Origin of the sequence: Allobosea robiniae, from assembly GCF_900102525.1 — a bacterium.
Classification (GTDB): domain Bacteria; phylum Pseudomonadota; class Alphaproteobacteria; order Rhizobiales; family Beijerinckiaceae; genus Allobosea; species Allobosea robiniae.
This window is the reverse complement of sequence record NZ_FNBZ01000008.1, coordinates 103,537-119,170: the sequence shown is the minus strand read 5'-3', so window position 1 is coordinate 119,170 and position 15,634 is coordinate 103,537. Positions and strand designations below refer to the sequence as shown.

Below are 15,634 nucleotides of genomic sequence, written 5' to 3'. Positions count from 1 at the left end.
CGTCCCGGTTTCATGGGCGGGTCGGCGGTCCGAAGGGGCGGCTGCCGCCTCAGACCGAGAGAGCATGCGGATGCGCGTCTTCACTGCGTCGCTGGCGACGGAAACCAATACGTTCGCGCCGCTCTTCGTCGATCGCAGCGCCTTCGAAGGCGCCTTCTACTGCCCGCCCGGCACGCACCCGGATACGCCGACCCTGTGCTCGGCGCCGACCGTCGCGGCACGCCGCCGCGCCGCCAGCGAGGGCTACGAACTGGTCGAGGGCACGGCGACCTGGGCCGAGCCGGCTGGCCTTGTCTCGCGGGAGGGCTATGAGAGCCTGCGCGACGAGATCCTCGGCCAACTCAAGGCGGCCTTGCCGGTCGATATCGTGCTGCTCGGCCTGCACGGCTCGATGGTGGCGCGTGGCTATGACGATTGCGAGGGCGACCTGATCGCGCGGGTGAGGGCGCTGGCCGGGCCGGATTGCGTCATCGGTGCCGAGCTCGACATGCATTGCCATCTCACCGCTGAGATGGTCGCGGGCGCCGACATCATCGTCGCCTTCAAGGAATTCCCGCATACGGATTTCCTGGCGCGGGCCGAGGACCTGCTGGAGCTCTGCCTGAAGACGGCGCGCAAGCAGGTGAAGCCGGTCAGCGCCGTGTTCGATTGCCGCGGCCTCGCCGCCTTCATGACCAGCCGCGAGCCTGGCCGCAGCTTCGTCGACCGGCTGATAGCGATGGAGGGGAAGGACGGCATCCTCTCGATCTCGGTCGCGCATGGCTTCCAGGCGGCGGATGTCGCCGATGTCGGGACCAAGGTGCTGGTCATCGCCGATGGCGATGAGGCGAAGGCGGCGGCGCTAGCGAAGCAGCTCGGGCTGGAAATCCTGCGCTGGGGGCAGGGCGGCTCGCCGAAGCACTACAAGCCGGAGGAGGGCATTGCGGCCGCGCTCGCACTGGCCGAGCCCGGCAAGCCGGTGGTGCTGGCCGATCGCTGGGATAATCCGGGCGGCGGCGTCGCGGGCGATTCCTCGGTGATGGTCGAGGCGCTGCTGCGGCATCCGGAAATTCCGGCGGCGATCGGGGCTCTGTGGGACCCGGTGGCGGTGAGCCTGTGCCGGGCGGCCGGTGTCGGCACTGAGATTCCCCTGCGCTTCATCGGCAAGGCGGCGCCGTCTTCAGGTCGGCCGATCGATGCGGTGGTGAAAGTCGTCGGCACGACCGAGGACCTGCTGATCCCGTTCGAGCAGAGTTGGGTCTCGCTCGGCCCTGCCGCGGCGATCCGGATCGGCCAGCTCGATATCGTGCTGGCCTCGACGCGGGCGCAGACCTTCAGCCCGCCGGTCTTCACCGATCTGGGCATTGATCTCAGCGCCAAGAAGGTCGTGGTGGTGAAATCCTCCAACCATTTCCACGCCGCCTTCGCGCCGATCGCGGCACAGGTGCTTTATCTCGACAGCGGTGGACCTTATCCGCCGGATGCGACCAAGATCCCCTATACCAAGGTGAAGCGCCCCTTCTCTCCGCTGGACCCGAACCCATGGCTGTGACTGCTTCCGCCCCGCTTCCGCGCCTGTCGCTCCGCGAGATCGAGGACCAACGTCTCGACGTGCTGGCGAAGGGGCTGCCGCCGGGCGCGTCGCTGCGGCTCGGCGATGTCGGCAAGCAGGGCTGGAACGTGCTCGCCGGCGACATGCCGATGCCGCTCGCCGTGATCCGCGAGAGCGTGCTCAAGGCCAACAGCGCTTGGATGAGCGCCTTCACCGGGGCAAATGATCTGCTGATCGCGCCGCATGGCAAGACGACGATGGCGCCGCAGCTCTTCGACCTGCAGATTGCCGACGGCGCCTGGGCGATCACGGTCGCGACGATGCAGCAACTCGCCGTTGCCCGGCATTTCGGCGTGAAGCGCGTGATCCTCGCCAACCAGCCGATCGGGCGGCAGGAGATCGCCTGTTGTTTCGAGGCGTTGCAGCAGCCGGGGTTCGAGCTCTATTGCCTTGCCGACAGCGTCGCCGGGGTCGGCTTGCTGGCGGAAGCCGCCAAGGGGCATGCGGGTGCCAATCCGCTGCGTGTTTTCGTCGAGATCGGTTTCATGGGCGGGCGCACCGGCGCCCGGACGCGGGAAGAAGCGCTGGCCGTGGCGCGGGCCGTTGCGGGCGCGCCGGGCCTGCGGCTTTCCGGTTTCGAATGCTTCGAGGGCCTGCATAGCGACAGTGCCGGCGCGGATAAGCTGCTCGACGAGGTGATCGCCGTCGCGGCGGCGGCGAATGCCGAGGGCCTGCTCGGCCCCGAGCCGCTGGTCCTGAGCGCCGGCGGAACCGCGCTGTTCGACCGCGTCGGCGAGAAATTCAACGCGGCGAGCCTCGGGCGCCCACTGCTCAAGGTGCTGCGCTCCGGCTGCTATCTGACGCATGACGATCTCGGTTATTCCGCCTCTTTCCGCCGGATCATGCTGGAGACCAGCCTGAAGCTGCCGCCCGGCGGGCTCGAACCCGCTCTCGAGGTCTGGGCCTATGTCCAGTCGCGGCCGGAGCGCGGGCGCAGCCTGCTCACGCTGGGCAAGCGCGACGTCACCTATGATTCCGCCTTGCCGGTGCCGCTGCGCTGGTATCGCCCGGGCGGGGCGATGGCCCGGCCGGAGCCGATGCCGGCGGGCCATACGGTCCTGGCGCTCAACGACCAGCACTGCCATCTCGGCACGCCGGACGAGAGCCCGCTTCAGGTCGGCGATATGGTGGCCTTCGGTATCGCCCATCCCTGCCTGACCTTCGACAAATGGGCCGTGCTGATGCTGGTCGATGACGACTGGAACGTCACGGGCGCAATCCGGACCTTCTTCTGACGCGCTTCCGAATCTGTTCCTTCTGGTGAAACCTGTGATCCTTGACGTGAATTCAGGCCGTTCCTAGCCTGCATCTCACAGAGGGAAGGCCCGCCATCCGCGACGCGGACGAGATGGGCCGGGCAGCGATGACGGGATGCACGGCGCAGGCCGGCCCCTGTCTCGCGCAGAAGCGGCCGGGATCGGCCGGCAAGCAGGATGCTGGGAGGATTGTTCGTGACGACACCGTCATTCCCGATGACCGACGAGACCGACGCCGCTGTCCAGGGCCTGCAGCGGCGCAGCCTGCTGCAGCTGCTGACGGCGGGCGGTGCGGCGTTGGCGGCGCCCGGCCTGTGGAGCGGCCTCGCCTTGGCTCAAGTCCAGACCCCGGTCGCCGGCGGCACGTTGACGATCGGCGCCGATGCCGACCCGATCGGGCTCGACCCGGTCACGGTCAACGCCTTCTCGTCCTATGATTTCACCAGCCTGCTCTATTCCGGCCTGCTGCGCTGGAATGCCGAGATGAAGATCGAGCCGGACCTGGCGACCGGCTACGAGCAGCCCGATCCGAAGACCTATGTCTTCAAGCTCCGGCAGGGCGTGAAATTCCATAACGGCAAGGATTTCTCTGCCGCCGACGTCAAGAACACCTTCGACCGGATCATGAACCCGGCCACGGGCAGCCGGCTCAGGCCGCTCTATTCGAGCATCGAGTCGGTGACGGTGGTCGATCCGTTCACCGTGAAATTCCAGCTCAACGCCACCGATGCGGCCTTCCTCAGCAATCTCGCCAGCAATCCGAACGGTGCGATCGTGCCGGTCGGCGTCGAGAACCTCGCCACACAGCCGATCGGCACCGGCCCCTTCGCCTTCGAGGCCTATCAGCCGAACCAGCAATTCTCGCTGACGCGCTTCGATGGCTATTACGAGAAGGGCGAGCCCTATCTCGCGAAGGTGATCTTCAAGTTCTACAAGGACCAGGCGACGCTGACCTCGGCGCTGCGCTCGCGCGCCATCGACATGACCTGGGTGAAGGACCCGAAGGTGGCGACCGCGATTTCGCGCGCCTCGCGGAATTTCGTCTCGGCACCGGGCCAGACCTCGCGCACCTTCCCGATCTGGCTGAACATGAAGGCGAAGCCCCTGAACGACGTGAAGGTGCGTCGGGCGCTCAGCCTCGCGACGGATCGCAAGGCCTGCCTCGACACCGTGCTCGGCGGCTCCGGCAAGATCGGTGCGATGATCCCGGAAAGCCAGGTCGGTGGCTATGACGGCGTGAGCGAACTGCCCTATTACAAGCACGATCCGGCGGCGGCGAAGGCGCTGCTGGCCGAGGCCGGCTATCCCGGCGGGATCGACCTCGGCGATTATATCATCGTCGCGGCCAATCCGCTCGACGTCGCCTGTGCGCAGATCCTGCAGCAGCAATGGCAGGCGGCGGGCATCACCGTGAAGCTGGTGCCGATGGAGACCGCGCCGCTCCTGGCCAAATGGGCGAGCGGTGACTGGCCGACACTGCTTTCGGTCGCGCTGTCCTGGACACCGGATCCGGACGGCGTGTTCCAGTACATCACCTCGACCAGCGGCTACGGCAAGGGAATGGGCTCGAACGATCCGGAGCTCGACAAGATGATTTTGGAGGCGCGGGCCGAGCTCGACATTTCCAAGCGCGCGGCCAAGAACCAGGCGATCCAGAAGCGCATAGCCGAGAACGCCTATGTCATCCAGATCTACCAGTACCCGCTGCGCTGGGAGATCTGGTGGAACTACGTCCAGGGCTATGTGCCGCTTGCCGCGAATATCCGCTCCTTCGTGCGTACGACATGGCTGAAGAAATAGGCCCGGCCTGCCGCCTCCCGGCGGAGGGCTGTCGATGACGCGCTTCGTCCTCGGGCGCCTGGCCTGGATGGCTGCGATCCTGCTCGGCGTCTCCTTCGTCGCCTTCATGCTGATGCGCGCCATTCCCGGCGATTTCGCCATCGCGGCAGCGGGCTCGCAGAGCGTGGCGCCGGAGGTTCTGGCAACGATCCGGCGCGACCTCGGCCTCGACCAGCCGCTGATGGCGCAATATCTGAGCTGGCTCGGGGCGGCGCTGACCGGCGATTTCGGCAAGTCATTCGTCACCCGGCAGCCGGTGCTCGGCGAGTTGCTGAACAGGCTTATCGTCACCATCCAGCTCACGCTTCTCGCCGCGGTCATCGCGGCCGTGATGGGCGTCGCCTCCGGGCTTGCCGCCGCGCGTTTGCGTGGCGCGACAGACTGGCTGGTCCGGCTCTGGAACGGGCTGATGCTGGCGGTGCCGAATTACGTCGTGGCGACGCTGATCGTGCTGCTGTTCGGGCTCTATTTCCCGGAGATCACGGTGCTCGGTTACACGCCCTTCCTCGAAAGCCCGCTCGGCAATCTCGCAAGCCTGCTGCTGCCGGCCATCGCGCTGGCGCTCGCGGTCTCCGTGACCATTGCCGAGAACACCCGCGCCGCCGTGCTCGAAGTCGCCAACCAGGATTTCGTCATGGTCGCCCGCGCCAAGGGCCTGACACCGGCGGCGATCCTGCGCGACTACCTGATGCGTAACGCGCTGACGCCGGTGATCACCGCCGCGGGCCTCAAGATCGCGGCGCTGCTCGGCGGCAGCATCCTGGTCGAGACCATCTTCGCCATTCCCGGCATGGGGCAGTACCTGTTCGATTCCATCAACAGCCGCGACTATCCGGTGATCCAGGCGATCGTGCTCGTCGCCGCCGGTATCGTCGTGCTGGTCAACACGATGATCGACATCGCCTATGCCCGCGTCGACGCACGGGTGCAGATGTGAGCGGCGCGATGCAGGACAGCGCGCCGGTCGTGGCGGCGCGCAAGGGGGCGGGGATCACGCAGGGCTGGCTGCTGCTTGGCGTCGGCCTCGCCATGCTGGCCGCGATGCTGGTGCTGACGATCTTCGCGCCGCTGGTCGCGCCCTATGATCCTTCGGTGACCTCGCCGGATTCTCTGGCGCCCGCCAGCGCCGCCCATTGGCTCGGCACGGATTCGATCGGTCGCGATGTGCTGAGCCGGTTGATCGTCGGCGGCCGCACGACGCTGCTCATAACGGTCTCGGCCGTGCTGATCGCGCTGGTGGCCGGGCTGATCCTCGGGCTCGCGGCGGGTTATCTTGGCGGGCGCACGGACGAGATCATCATGCGGCTGCTCGATGTCGTCTTCGCCTTTCCGGTGCTGCTGCTGGCGATCGCGGTGGTCGCGGCGCTGGGGCCGAGCGTGCCGAACCTGATCCTGACCATCGCCATCGTCTATACGCCGGCCATGGCGCGGGTGGTGCGCGCGCCGGTGCTCAGCGTCAAGCAATGGGACCATGTCGAGGCAGCCCGCAGCGTCGGCATGAGCGAGATGCGTCTCGTGCTGCGCCATATCCTGCCGATCGTGGTCTCGCCCATCCTCGTTGCGACCAGCCTGACGCTGTCACAGACCATCTTCACGGTGACGGCGCTCTCTTTCCTCGGCCTTGGCCCGCCGCCGCCCGATCCGAACTGGGGCGGCATGCTCTCGGAAGCCCGCCAGTTCATGGAACTCGCGCCCCTGACGGTGGTGGGGCCGGCTTTGGCCATCGTCTTCGCGACGTTGACCTTCATCATCATCGCCAATGGCTTGCGCGAGGTTCTCGACGTGGGGAGCGTGCGATGACCGGCTCGCTGCTCAGGGTGAGCGACCTCACCGCGACGGTTACGACGCGCCGCGAGGTGATCCAGGCGGTGCGCGGCATCTCCTTCGATATCAACGCCGACGAGGCGGTCGGCTTCGTCGGCGAATCCGGCTGCGGCAAGAGCGTCACCGCCAAGGCGCTGATGCGATTGGCGCCCGAGGGCGCCTCGATCGGGCTCGGGGGCTCCGTCGCCTTCTGGGGGCAGGAGCTGCTCGGGCTCGGCGAGGACGAGATGCGCGACCTGCGCGGCCGGCGCATCGCCATGGTCTTCCAGGACCCGATGACGTCGCTCAACCCGGTGATGAGCATCGGGGCGCAGATGAGCGACATGCTGCGCCGCCATCTCGGCCTGTCCGCCAAGGCAGCGCGCGAGCGCAGTGTCGAATTGCTCGACCTCGTCGGCATTCCCGATCCGGCGCGGCGCGTCGACGATTTCCCGCATCAGTTCTCGGGCGGTCAGCGCCAGCGCGTGATGATCGCGATCGCAATCTCCTGCGAACCGGACCTGCTGATCGCCGACGAGCCGACGACGGCGCTCGACGTCACCGTGCAGGCGCAGATCCTGCGCCTGCTGCTGCGGCTGCGGGAGGAACGCGGCATGGCGCTGATGCTGATCACCCATGATTTCGGCGTCGTCGCCGGCATGGTCGACCGGGTGAACGTGATGTATCGCGGCGAGATCGTCGAGGCTGGGCCGGTCGATGATGTCTTCGCGCGGCCGCAGCACGCCTATACGCGGGCGCTGCTCGATGCCGTGCCACGGCTGCAAGGGGCGGGGGCGGTGCGATGACGGAGCCCTTGCTGCAAGTCCGCGATCTCTCGGTGCTGTTCCCGGCGCGTCGCGGCGCCTTGCCGGTCAAGGCGGTCGAGCGGGTCTCCTTCGATATCGCTCCCGGCCAGACGCTCGGGCTCGTCGGCCAGTCCGGCTCGGGCAAGACCACGGCCGGGCGCGCGATCCTCCAGCTCCAGAAGACGAGCGAAGGCTCGGTCCGGCTGCTCGGGCAGGAGTTGACGACGATGCGGACCGGCGAATTGCGCCGCATGCGCCGGCATATGCAGTTCGTGCTGCAGAACCCTTATTCCAGCCTGCATCCGCGCATGACGATCGGGCAGATCCTGAGCGAGCCCTTGCAGGTCCATGGCACGGTGCCGGCGAACCGCATCCGCGAGCGTGTCGAAGAACTGCTGGAGCTGGTCAGTCTCGATCCGTTGGTGATGCAGCGCTATCCGCACGAATTTTCCGGCGGGCAGCGACAGCGCGTCGTCATCGCCCGCGCCCTGGCGGTCAATCCCGATTTCGTCGTCTGCGACGAGCCGGTCTCCGCTCTCGACGTGCGCACGCAGGCGCAGATCGTCGCGCTGCTGCAATCGCTGCAGGAGAAACTCGGCCTGTCCTATCTCTTCATCGCGCATGACCTCGCGATCGTCCGCGAGATGGCGCATCGCGTCGCCGTGATGTTCCGCGGGCGCATCGTCGAGATGGGCAGCGCGGGACAGGTCTATGACAGCCCGGCGCACCCTTACACGCAGCTGCTGCTCGATGCGGTGCCGGTACCCGATCCCGTGCTCCAGCGCGAGCGTTTGCGGCGCCCACCGCCGGATCTGCGCTTCCTCGACGGCGATGGCGGCGCTTGCGTCCATGGTGTCGATCATGCGCGGGACGGGACGCGCGAATGGCACGAGGTCGCGCCGGGGCATGGCGTCTCCTGCCGCTATTGGCCGAAGAGCCGGACCGAAATTGCCGCCTGATCGCGTGTTCCTTTGGGTGGAACATCCAATCCTTGACGCGAAATATCCGTGGCAATTACGCTTTTGACCATGCTGCTGGCCTGAAAATGCAGGCTGGCGCGATGCCCTGAAGACCGACAAGTCGCTTCGCCCGGCATCGGCCGGATCAGCGGAGCCGCAATCCGGGAGGATGCCCGTGCGTCTGGCGCTGATCCACATCGTTCAGGAGACGAACGACTTCAATCCGTTGCTGACGACGCTCGCCGATTTCGAGGCTTTCGGCCTCGTCGAGGGCGAGGAGATCGCCCGGCAATTCGGCGAGATCGGCCAGATCGGCGGGCATTATGCGGCGGTGAAGGAAAGCGGTCTCGCCATCGAGACGATCCCGATCATCCGCGCCTGGGCCGTGGCGGGCGGGCGCATCTCGCGGGAGGCCTTCGACTTCTTCCAGGCGAAGATCCGGGCTGGCCTTGAGACCGTCGGGCCGATCGACGGGCTCGTTCTGCATCTGCACGGCGCCTGCGCGGCCGAGGGCATCGACGATGTCGAGGGTGAGCAGGCCGAGCTCTGCCGCAGGATTCTGGGTCCGGACGTGCCGATCCTGCTCGGGCTCGATCACCACGCCAATATCACGCAGAAGATCATGGCCAATTGCACGGCCATCGTCGGGCATCGCACGCAGCCGCATGACGTGTTCGACACCGGCAAGGTCGGCACCGAGGTGCTGCTGCGCATCCTCGCGGAGAAGTCCCGGCCGGTGATGGCCTGGCGCAAGATCCCGCTGCTCTCGCATCAGGAACAGTTCCTGACCTCGAAGGGGCCGATGAAAATCTGGTTCGACCGGGCGCGTGCCATCGAGGCCGACCGGCGCGTCCTGCAGGCCTCGAACTATCCGATGCAGCCCTGGCTCGATGTCGCCGAGGGCGGCTGGTCGACGATCGTGGTCACCGATGGCGATCAGGCGCTGGCCGAGACGCTTGCCGACGAGCTGGCCGATCTCGCCTGGTCGATGCGTGACGATTTCCAGGTGCGCGAGGCGGTCTCCATCGACGATGCCGTGCGCAAGGCCGATGCGGCCGAGCGCGGCATGGTCGTGGTCAGCGATACCGGCGACACCGTCTTCGGTGGCGCGGCCGGCGACAGCAACCTGCTGCTGGAATCGATGCTGCGGCTCGGGATCAGGAGCAAGGCGCTGATTCCGCTGATCTCGCCCAAGGCCGTCGCGACGCTGACGGCGGCGGGCGAGGGCGCCGAGGTGACGCTGCCGCTGGGGGGCGATGCGGCGACCGCCTTCTTCAAGCCGCTGACGGTGACCGGGCGAGTGCGGAAGCTCGGCGGCGGCTCGATCCCGCTCAAGTTCAACCATCAGCCAGAGGTCGACATGGGCCGCGTCGCGGTCTTCGATGTCGGGCCGGTGACACTGCTGATCTCGGAATTGCGCGGCGTCGCGGGCAATGTGCCGGATGTCTACGAGGCCTTCGGCATCGACCTCTCCGACTATAAGATGGCCGTGCTCAAGACCGCCTCGAACTTCCAGTATTTCGACCGCATCGCCTCCGGGCTCGTTCGCGCCGATACGCGCGGGCCGGGGCAGTCGGACGTGTTCACCCTGCCGTGGCAGCGGATTCCGCGCCCAGTCTATCCGTTGGAGACAATAAGCGACTGGCGGGCGCATTCGTCCCAGCCGGGAGCGGGGACGCGCTGAGACGAAACCAAACACAACAAAAGGGGAAAGCGATGACAAAGCTGTCGCGACGTCAATTCGGCATGGCCGGCCTTGCGCTGGCGGGCGTATCCCTGGCGGGAGCCTTGCCGGCTTTAGCCCAGCAGCTCAAGGGCGGGAAGCTGCGTGTGGCCGTGCTGAGCGAGCTGGCGAACTACGATCCGCAGCAGCTCTCGACGGTGAATTTCCACGTCATCAAGAACCTCTATGACAGCCTGATCGAGTACACCCCGGAGGGGAAGCCGGAGCCGAGCCTGGCGACGGAATGGACGATCGCGCCGGACAAGAAGTCCGTCACGCTGAAGCTGCGCAGCGGCGTGACCTTCCATAGCGGCACGCCGTTCAAGGCGGATTCCGTGCTGGCGACCTTGCAGAAGGGCGCCGATCCCAAGCGCGGCAAGAACGTCTTCGCGACGATGTCGATCGTGAAGGACTGGTCGGCGCCGGACGATGCGACGGTGACGATCAACTTCAAGGCGCCGGTGCCCGAGCGACAGATCCTCGACCTGCTTCAGTTCCTGCTTCCGATCGACCCCAAGGGCATCGACACGGTCGAGACCGTGCCGGCCGGCACCGGACCCTATACGCTGGTCAACCGGGCCGTGGGGCAGAGCCTGACGCTCAAGGCCAATCCGAAATACTGGCGCGAGAAGCAGCCGATCGTGCAGGACCTCGTCTTCACCGTGTTCAGCGAGGATGCTTCGGCGAGTGCGGCGCTGGAATCGGGCGCGGTCGACATCGTCTATAACGGCTCCTCGCGCAGCGCGGTCAGGCTCAAGAATGCCGGCTTCCAGGTCTTCGCCGGGCCGGGGCCGTTGGTGCAGGTCTTCCGCATCAACTCGACGCGCGGACCGTTCCGCAACAAGGCGTTCCGGCAGGCCTTCAACCACCTGATGGACCGCGCGAGCATCCTGCGCGTCGGCTATGCCGGCCTGGGCAAGGTCGTGGCGCTGCCCTGGGCGCCGGCGAGTCCGGCCTATGACGAGAGCTACAATGCGACCTATGCCTATGACCTGGAGAAGGCGAAGAAGCTGATCGCCGCTTCCGGCCTCTCCGCCGACGAGATCAAGAACTGGAAGCTCCTGGTCAACGGCAGCGACGAGTCCTCCGTCGCGATCAGCCAGATCGTGCAGGGCTCGCTGCAGAAGATCGGTATTCCCGTGGAGCTCGACATGCGGCAGGGCGCGGAATACGTCACCGCGCTGCTCGGCGGCGATTTCGCCGCGACCTTCGGGGCGGTCGGCAACGTCCAGAAATTCCCGTCGCGCGTCGCCACCAACTCGATCTACCGCACCTCGGGCAACCCGGTCCTGAAGGACCCGCATCCGCACCCCGATTATGTCGCGGCGATCGCCAGGGTCGATGCCGCCTCGGGTGGCGCGGCCGAGGTCAAGGCGGCCTACGACAACCTCAACAAGGTCATGGTGGACGAGGCTTTCGGCATACCGACCAACTCCTACGATGTCGGCCTGATCGTCGCCTCCGACAAGATCGGCGGCATCACGCTCGACATCGACAACCTCTTCGTCGCCCGCACCATCGGGTTCAAGTGATGCGGCATGACGCGGCCGGGCGGCGCCGGAGCGGCGCCCGGCGATGACGGAGACGCTTGCCCGGCTGAAGCTGCTGCTGCGCCGGCTGCTCGCCCGGCGCGGCGCTGCGCTGGGGCTCGGCTTCCTCCTGCTGGTCGCGCTTGCGGCGGCTTTCGCCACCGTGCTGCCGTTTGATCCGCTGGCGCAGAGCGTCGCGGCCTCGCTGTTGCCGCCCTCGGCCGAGAACTGGTTCGGCACGGACGAACTCGGCCGCGATATCCTGGCGCGCGTCATCTATGGCGCGCGGACCTCTCTGCTGACGGCGGTCGGCGCAGTCGTCATCGCCGCGCTCATCGGCGTGCCGATCGGGCTCGCCGCCGGATTCTATGGCGACTGGCGCGATTCCCTGCTGATGCGCTGCATCGACGTGCTGCTGGCGCTGCCGAACATCCTGTTCGCGATGGCGCTGATCGCCGTTCTCGGACGCAGCCAGGGAGCTGCGCTGATCGCGGTCGGGATTGCCGGGATTCCCGGCTTCGCCCGCATCGCGCGGGCGCAGGTCATGGCCCTGCGCCAGCTCGATTTCGTCACGGCGGTGCGCGGCTTCGGCGGAAGCCCCGGTTACATCATGTTCAGAACGATCCTGCCCAACGCCTTGAGCCCCTTGGTGGTTCAGGCGATCGTGCTGGCCTCGATCGCGATCCTGCTGGAGGCGGCTTTGGCCTTCCTCGGGGTCGGCGTGCCACCGCCGACGCCGAGCTGGGGCGAGATGCTGCGGACGGGAAAGTCCTATCTCTACGAGGCTCCGACCTATGCGGTTCTGCCCGGCATCGTGCTGACGCTGACGATCCTGTCGCTCGACACGATCGGCCGGGCGCTGACGGCGATCCTCGATCGCGACGAGACCGATGCCAGCGGCGAGACGATCGGGGGCCGGCGATGACAGCCTATGTCCTGCGCCGCCTCTTCCAGATGCTGCCGGTGATCCTGATCGCCTCCTTCGCGATCTTCGCGATGATCTATGCCGTGCCGGGCGGGCCGGTCGCGGTGATCGTCGGCGAGAATGCCGGGCCGGAGGAGATCGCGGCCGCGATCCAGCGCTACGGGCTCGACCGGCCCATGGTGGTGCAATATGCCGACTGGCTCGGCCGGGCCGCGACGGGCGATTTCGGCTTGTCCTTGCATAGCCGTCAGCCGGTGCTGCAACTGATCGGCGAGCGCTTGCCGGCGACGCTTCAACTGGCGCTCGCTGCGATCTTCGTTGCGCTCGTCATCGGCATTCCCGTGGCGATCGCGAGCGCCGTGAAGCCGAATTCATGGCTCGACCGTCTGCTCAGCGGCTGGAGCGCGCTGGCGCTGGGCGTGCCGACCTTCTGGCTCGGCATCCTGCTGATCCTGCTCTTCGCGGTAGAGTTGCGCTGGCTGCCTTCGGCCTCGCGGCATGTCCCGTTATGGGAGTCTCCGCTCGATGCGCTGCGGAGCCTGGCGCTGCCGGCGATCACGCTCGGCACCTATGTCTCGGGCATCCTGGCGCGCTTCCTGCGGGCCTCGCTGATCGGCGAGGCGCGGGCCGATTATGTCCGCACCGCCCGCGCCAAGGGCGTGCCGGAACGCCGTATCGTCGGCTTCCACATCATGCGCAATGCGCTCCTGCCCTTCGTCACCATCGTCGGCCTGATGATGGCGAATTTCATCGGCGGGGCCGTGGTGACGGAGGCGGTCTTCACCTATCCGGGGCTCGGGCGCCTGCTGATCCAGGCGATCAGCACCCGCGACTATCCGCTGATCCAGGGCTGCATCCTGGTGATCCTGGTCGCCTATATGCTGATCAACCTCACGGTCGACATGCTCTACGCCTGGATCGACCCGCGGATCGAATACCGATGAGCCCCTCAGCGCAGATCGGCGGTCGGGCGCGAGCCGAGATGGGTCGAGATGCCGGCCGAGACCTCGCGCAACCGCGTTCCGACCTTGGCCGCCAGCGAATGCGGCATCCGCATCAGCGGCGCGGAGACGCTCAGCGCCGCGACCGGATAGCCGTCCTCGTCGAGGATCGGCACGCCGACGCACATCGCGCCGTCCTCGTTCTCGCCCATCTCGGTGGCGTAGCCGGTGCGCGCGACCTGCCGAAGCTGCCGCTCGATCTCTTCGCGCTCGAGCAAGGTGCGGCCGGTGCGTTCGGTCAGAGGCAGGTCGAGCTGTCGCTGCCGCTCCACCTCGGGCAGGAAGGCGAGGATCGCCTTGCCGAGCGCGGTCGAATGCATCGGGTGGCTCTCGCCGATGCGGGCCTGCATCCTGAGCGAGCGGTTGGCCTCGATCAGGTCGATATAGACGACCCTGCCATTGCCCTTCACGGCGAGGTTCACCGTCTCGTTGAACTCCTGCATCAGCTCGATCATCGCAGGCCGGGCCAGTTCGCGGATCTTGCTGACGCTGGCATCGGCACGCGCGATGGCGCGCAATTGCGGCCCGAGATTGTAGCGATCGGTGGCGCGGTTGTGGTCGAGGAAGCCGGCGGCGGCGAGCGTCTGCAGATAGCGGAAGGTCGTCGTCTTCGGGATCCTGAGCTCCTTGCTGACGGCGGTGAGTGCGATCTCGTGGCCATGGCGGGCGACCAGCTCCAGCACCTTCAGCGCCTTCATCACGGGCTGCACGACATAGGGGTTGTCGGTTTTTCTGGGCATGGCCGCTCCGCTGGTCGGGCTCGCTTCCGAGCCAGCATGGCCAACCAAATCGAATTCCGCAAGGCGAAACCGCTGTTCCTTTACACGGTGAGGGCGCTCTGGTCTGGTCGGGGCAACAGCAGGAGGCAACGCAGGTGACAGGCAATGGCAGCCAGCAGGCGGGCGCACTGCGCTTCGACGAATCCGCCCGGCAGATCGCGGCGAATGCGCGTTTCATCGCCGGCGGCGTAAACAGCAATTTCCGGTTGGGCATGCAGCCCGGGCCGCTCGTCTTCGAGCGCGGCGAGGGCGCCTATCTCATCGACGCCGACGGCAACCGGATCATCGATTATTACTGCGGCATGGGCGCGACCGTGCTCGGCCATACCCCTGCAACGGTCATCGAGGCGGTGAAGCGCCAGGCCGAGAAGGGCATCCTCTTCGCCGGCCAGATGCCGATCGAGGCGGAAGCCGCGCAACTGATCTGCGAGCGCATTCCCTCGGCGGAGCGCCTGCGCTTCGGCTCATCCGGCTCGGAGGTGGCGCAGGCGGCGATGCGGCTGGCGCGCGCGGCCACGGGCAAGCACACCATCGTCAAGTTCGAGGGGCATTATCACGGCTGGTTCGACAACATCCTGTGGTCGACGGCGCCGGGGTTGAACGCGGCAGGTCCCGACGAAGCGCCGACGCCGGTGATCGGCAGCAAGGGCCAGGACCCGGCGGCGGGCGAGGGGCTTTCGATCATCGGCTGGAACGATCTCGCAGCGCTGGAAGCGCGGCTCGCCAAGGGCGATGTCGCGGCCGTGCTGATGGAGCCGGCAATGTGCAACCAGGGCGCCATCGCGCCGGCGCCGGGCTATCTGGAAGGCGCGCTCGCCGCCTGCCGCAAGCATGGTGCGATCCTGATCTTCGACGAGGTCATCACCGGTTTCCGGCTGGGCCGAGGCGGGGCGCAGGAGCGCTTCGGCGTGACGCCTGATCTCACCCTGATGGCCAAGGCGATCGCCAACGGCTTCCCGGTCGCGGCGATCGCCGGGCGGGCCGATCTGCTCGACCTCTTCGCCGACGGCGTGCTGCATGGTGGCACCTTCAACGCCCAGCCGGTCTCGATGGCGGCGCTGGTCGCGACTCAGAAGGCGCTGACGCCGGAGCATTACGAACGCAGTTCCGTTCATGGTCAACGCCTGCAGGACGGCATCCGCACGATCCTGAAGGAAGCGGGTATCAAGGCGCAGGTCGCCGGCTTCCCGCTGATGTTCCACGTTGCCTTCGGCCTCGACGCACCGGCGCGGAACTACCGGGACGTCGCGCGCGCCGACAAGGCCGCCTATAGCCGCTTCGCGCATGAACTGCTCAAGCGCGGTGTGCGCGTGCTGGAACGCGGCGCCTGGTTCGTGTCGTCGGAGCATGATGCGGCGGTGGTCGATGCGACGCTTGCCGCCGTGCGCGACGCGGCGCGGGCGGTGGCGTAGCTTCGGCAACG

The 15,634-nt window shown here is 67.1% G+C and carries 13 protein-coding genes; 12 read left to right on the top strand and 1 reads right to left on the bottom strand.

The features are described from left to right. Window positions 1–70 precede the first annotated feature (70 nt). From BLQ70_RS21290 to BLQ70_RS21240, 11 genes are all read left to right on the top strand, one after another. Window positions 71–1,531, top strand: coding sequence for a M81 family metallopeptidase (locus BLQ70_RS21290; RefSeq protein ID WP_091861446.1), 1,461 nt, complete (start codon window positions 71–73; stop codon window positions 1,529–1,531). Then, window positions 1,522–2,826, top strand: coding sequence for an alanine racemase (locus BLQ70_RS21285; protein WP_091861107.1), 1,305 nt, complete (start codon window positions 1,522–1,524; stop codon window positions 2,824–2,826). Before BLQ70_RS21290 ends, BLQ70_RS21285 begins: the two co-directional genes overlap by 10 nt. 216 nt (window positions 2,827–3,042) lie before the next feature. Further along, complete coding sequence (locus BLQ70_RS21280) at window positions 3,043–4,647, top strand: ABC transporter substrate-binding protein (protein ID WP_244512113.1); 1,605 nt, start codon at window positions 3,043–3,045, stop codon at window positions 4,645–4,647. Window positions 4,648–4,681: 34 nt separating this feature from the next. After that, complete coding sequence (locus tag BLQ70_RS21275) at window positions 4,682–5,623, top strand: ABC transporter permease (protein ID WP_091861100.1); 942 nt, start codon at window positions 4,682–4,684, stop codon at window positions 5,621–5,623. Window positions 5,624–5,631: 8 nt separating this feature from the next. Further along, window positions 5,632–6,486 (top strand): ABC transporter permease, encoded by an 855-nt coding sequence (locus BLQ70_RS21270; protein WP_091861096.1) that lies wholly within the window; start codon window positions 5,632–5,634, stop codon window positions 6,484–6,486. Beyond that, window positions 6,483–7,295, top strand: a complete 813-nt coding sequence (locus BLQ70_RS21265) for an ABC transporter ATP-binding protein (RefSeq protein ID WP_091861093.1) — start codon at window positions 6,483–6,485, stop codon at window positions 7,293–7,295. Before BLQ70_RS21270 ends, BLQ70_RS21265 begins: the two co-directional genes overlap by 4 nt. Then, window positions 7,292–8,254: an ABC transporter ATP-binding protein gene (locus tag BLQ70_RS21260; protein WP_091861089.1), complete on the top strand. Its 963-nt coding sequence runs from the start codon at window positions 7,292–7,294 to the stop codon at window positions 8,252–8,254. Before BLQ70_RS21265 ends, BLQ70_RS21260 begins: the two co-directional genes overlap by 4 nt. A gap of 169 nt (window positions 8,255–8,423) precedes the next feature. Then, a complete protein-coding gene (locus tag BLQ70_RS21255; RefSeq protein WP_091861086.1) occupies window positions 8,424–9,938 on the top strand; it encodes a M81 family metallopeptidase in 1,515 nt (504 codons plus the stop codon). Window positions 9,939–9,970: 32 nt separating this feature from the next. Then, entirely contained in the window at window positions 9,971–11,509 is a 1,539-nt protein-coding gene (locus BLQ70_RS21250) for an ABC transporter substrate-binding protein (RefSeq protein ID WP_244512112.1), read from the top strand. Between the two features lie 43 nt (window positions 11,510–11,552). Then, window positions 11,553–12,431, top strand: coding sequence for an ABC transporter permease (locus BLQ70_RS21245; protein WP_091861080.1), 879 nt, complete (start codon window positions 11,553–11,555; stop codon window positions 12,429–12,431). Then, the gene (locus BLQ70_RS21240; RefSeq protein WP_091861077.1) at window positions 12,428–13,375 is read left to right on the top strand and encodes an ABC transporter permease; all 948 of its coding nucleotides are present in this window, start codon (window positions 12,428–12,430) and stop codon (window positions 13,373–13,375) included. Before BLQ70_RS21245 ends, BLQ70_RS21240 begins: the two co-directional genes overlap by 4 nt. Before the next feature lie 5 nt (window positions 13,376–13,380). Here the strand turns inward: BLQ70_RS21240 and BLQ70_RS21235 are convergent, their stop codons facing one another. Further along, window positions 13,381–14,172: an IclR family transcriptional regulator gene (locus tag BLQ70_RS21235; protein WP_091861074.1), complete on the bottom strand. Its 792-nt coding sequence runs from the start codon at window positions 14,170–14,172 to the stop codon at window positions 13,381–13,383. Window positions 14,173–14,306: 134 nt separating this feature from the next. Here BLQ70_RS21235 and BLQ70_RS21230 point away from each other — a divergent pair, with 134 nt between their 5' ends. Beyond that, window positions 14,307–15,623: an aspartate aminotransferase family protein gene (locus BLQ70_RS21230; protein WP_244492824.1), complete on the top strand. Its 1,317-nt coding sequence runs from the start codon at window positions 14,307–14,309 to the stop codon at window positions 15,621–15,623. Window positions 15,624–15,634: the final 11 nt, after the last annotated feature.

Excerpts from the sequence above, each read along its gene's own strand:
- BLQ70_RS21240 (WP_091861077.1), top strand. The coding sequence starts at position 12,428 with ATGACAGCCTATGTCCTGCGCCGCCTCTTCCAGATGCTGCCGGTGATC.
- BLQ70_RS21270 (WP_091861096.1), top strand. The coding sequence starts at position 5,632 with ATGCAGGACAGCGCGCCGGTCGTGGCGGCGCGCAAGGGGGCGGGGATC.
- BLQ70_RS21265 (WP_091861093.1), top strand. The coding sequence starts at position 6,483 with ATGACCGGCTCGCTGCTCAGGGTGAGCGACCTCACCGCGACGGTTACG.
- BLQ70_RS21250 (WP_244512112.1), top strand. The coding sequence starts at position 9,971 with ATGACAAAGCTGTCGCGACGTCAATTCGGCATGGCCGGCCTTGCGCTG.
- BLQ70_RS21275 (WP_091861100.1), top strand. The coding sequence starts at position 4,682 with ATGACGCGCTTCGTCCTCGGGCGCCTGGCCTGGATGGCTGCGATCCTG.
- BLQ70_RS21245 (WP_091861080.1), top strand. The coding sequence starts at position 11,553 with ATGACGGAGACGCTTGCCCGGCTGAAGCTGCTGCTGCGCCGGCTGCTC.
- BLQ70_RS21285 (WP_091861107.1), top strand. The coding sequence starts at position 1,522 with ATGGCTGTGACTGCTTCCGCCCCGCTTCCGCGCCTGTCGCTCCGCGAG.
- BLQ70_RS21235 (WP_091861074.1), bottom strand. The coding sequence starts at position 14,172 with ATGCCCAGAAAAACCGACAACCCCTATGTCGTGCAGCCCGTGATGAAG.
- BLQ70_RS21255 (WP_091861086.1), top strand. The coding sequence starts at position 8,424 with ATGCCCGTGCGTCTGGCGCTGATCCACATCGTTCAGGAGACGAACGAC.
- BLQ70_RS21260 (WP_091861089.1), top strand. The coding sequence starts at position 7,292 with ATGACGGAGCCCTTGCTGCAAGTCCGCGATCTCTCGGTGCTGTTCCCG.
- BLQ70_RS21290 (WP_091861446.1), top strand. The coding sequence starts at position 71 with ATGCGCGTCTTCACTGCGTCGCTGGCGACGGAAACCAATACGTTCGCG.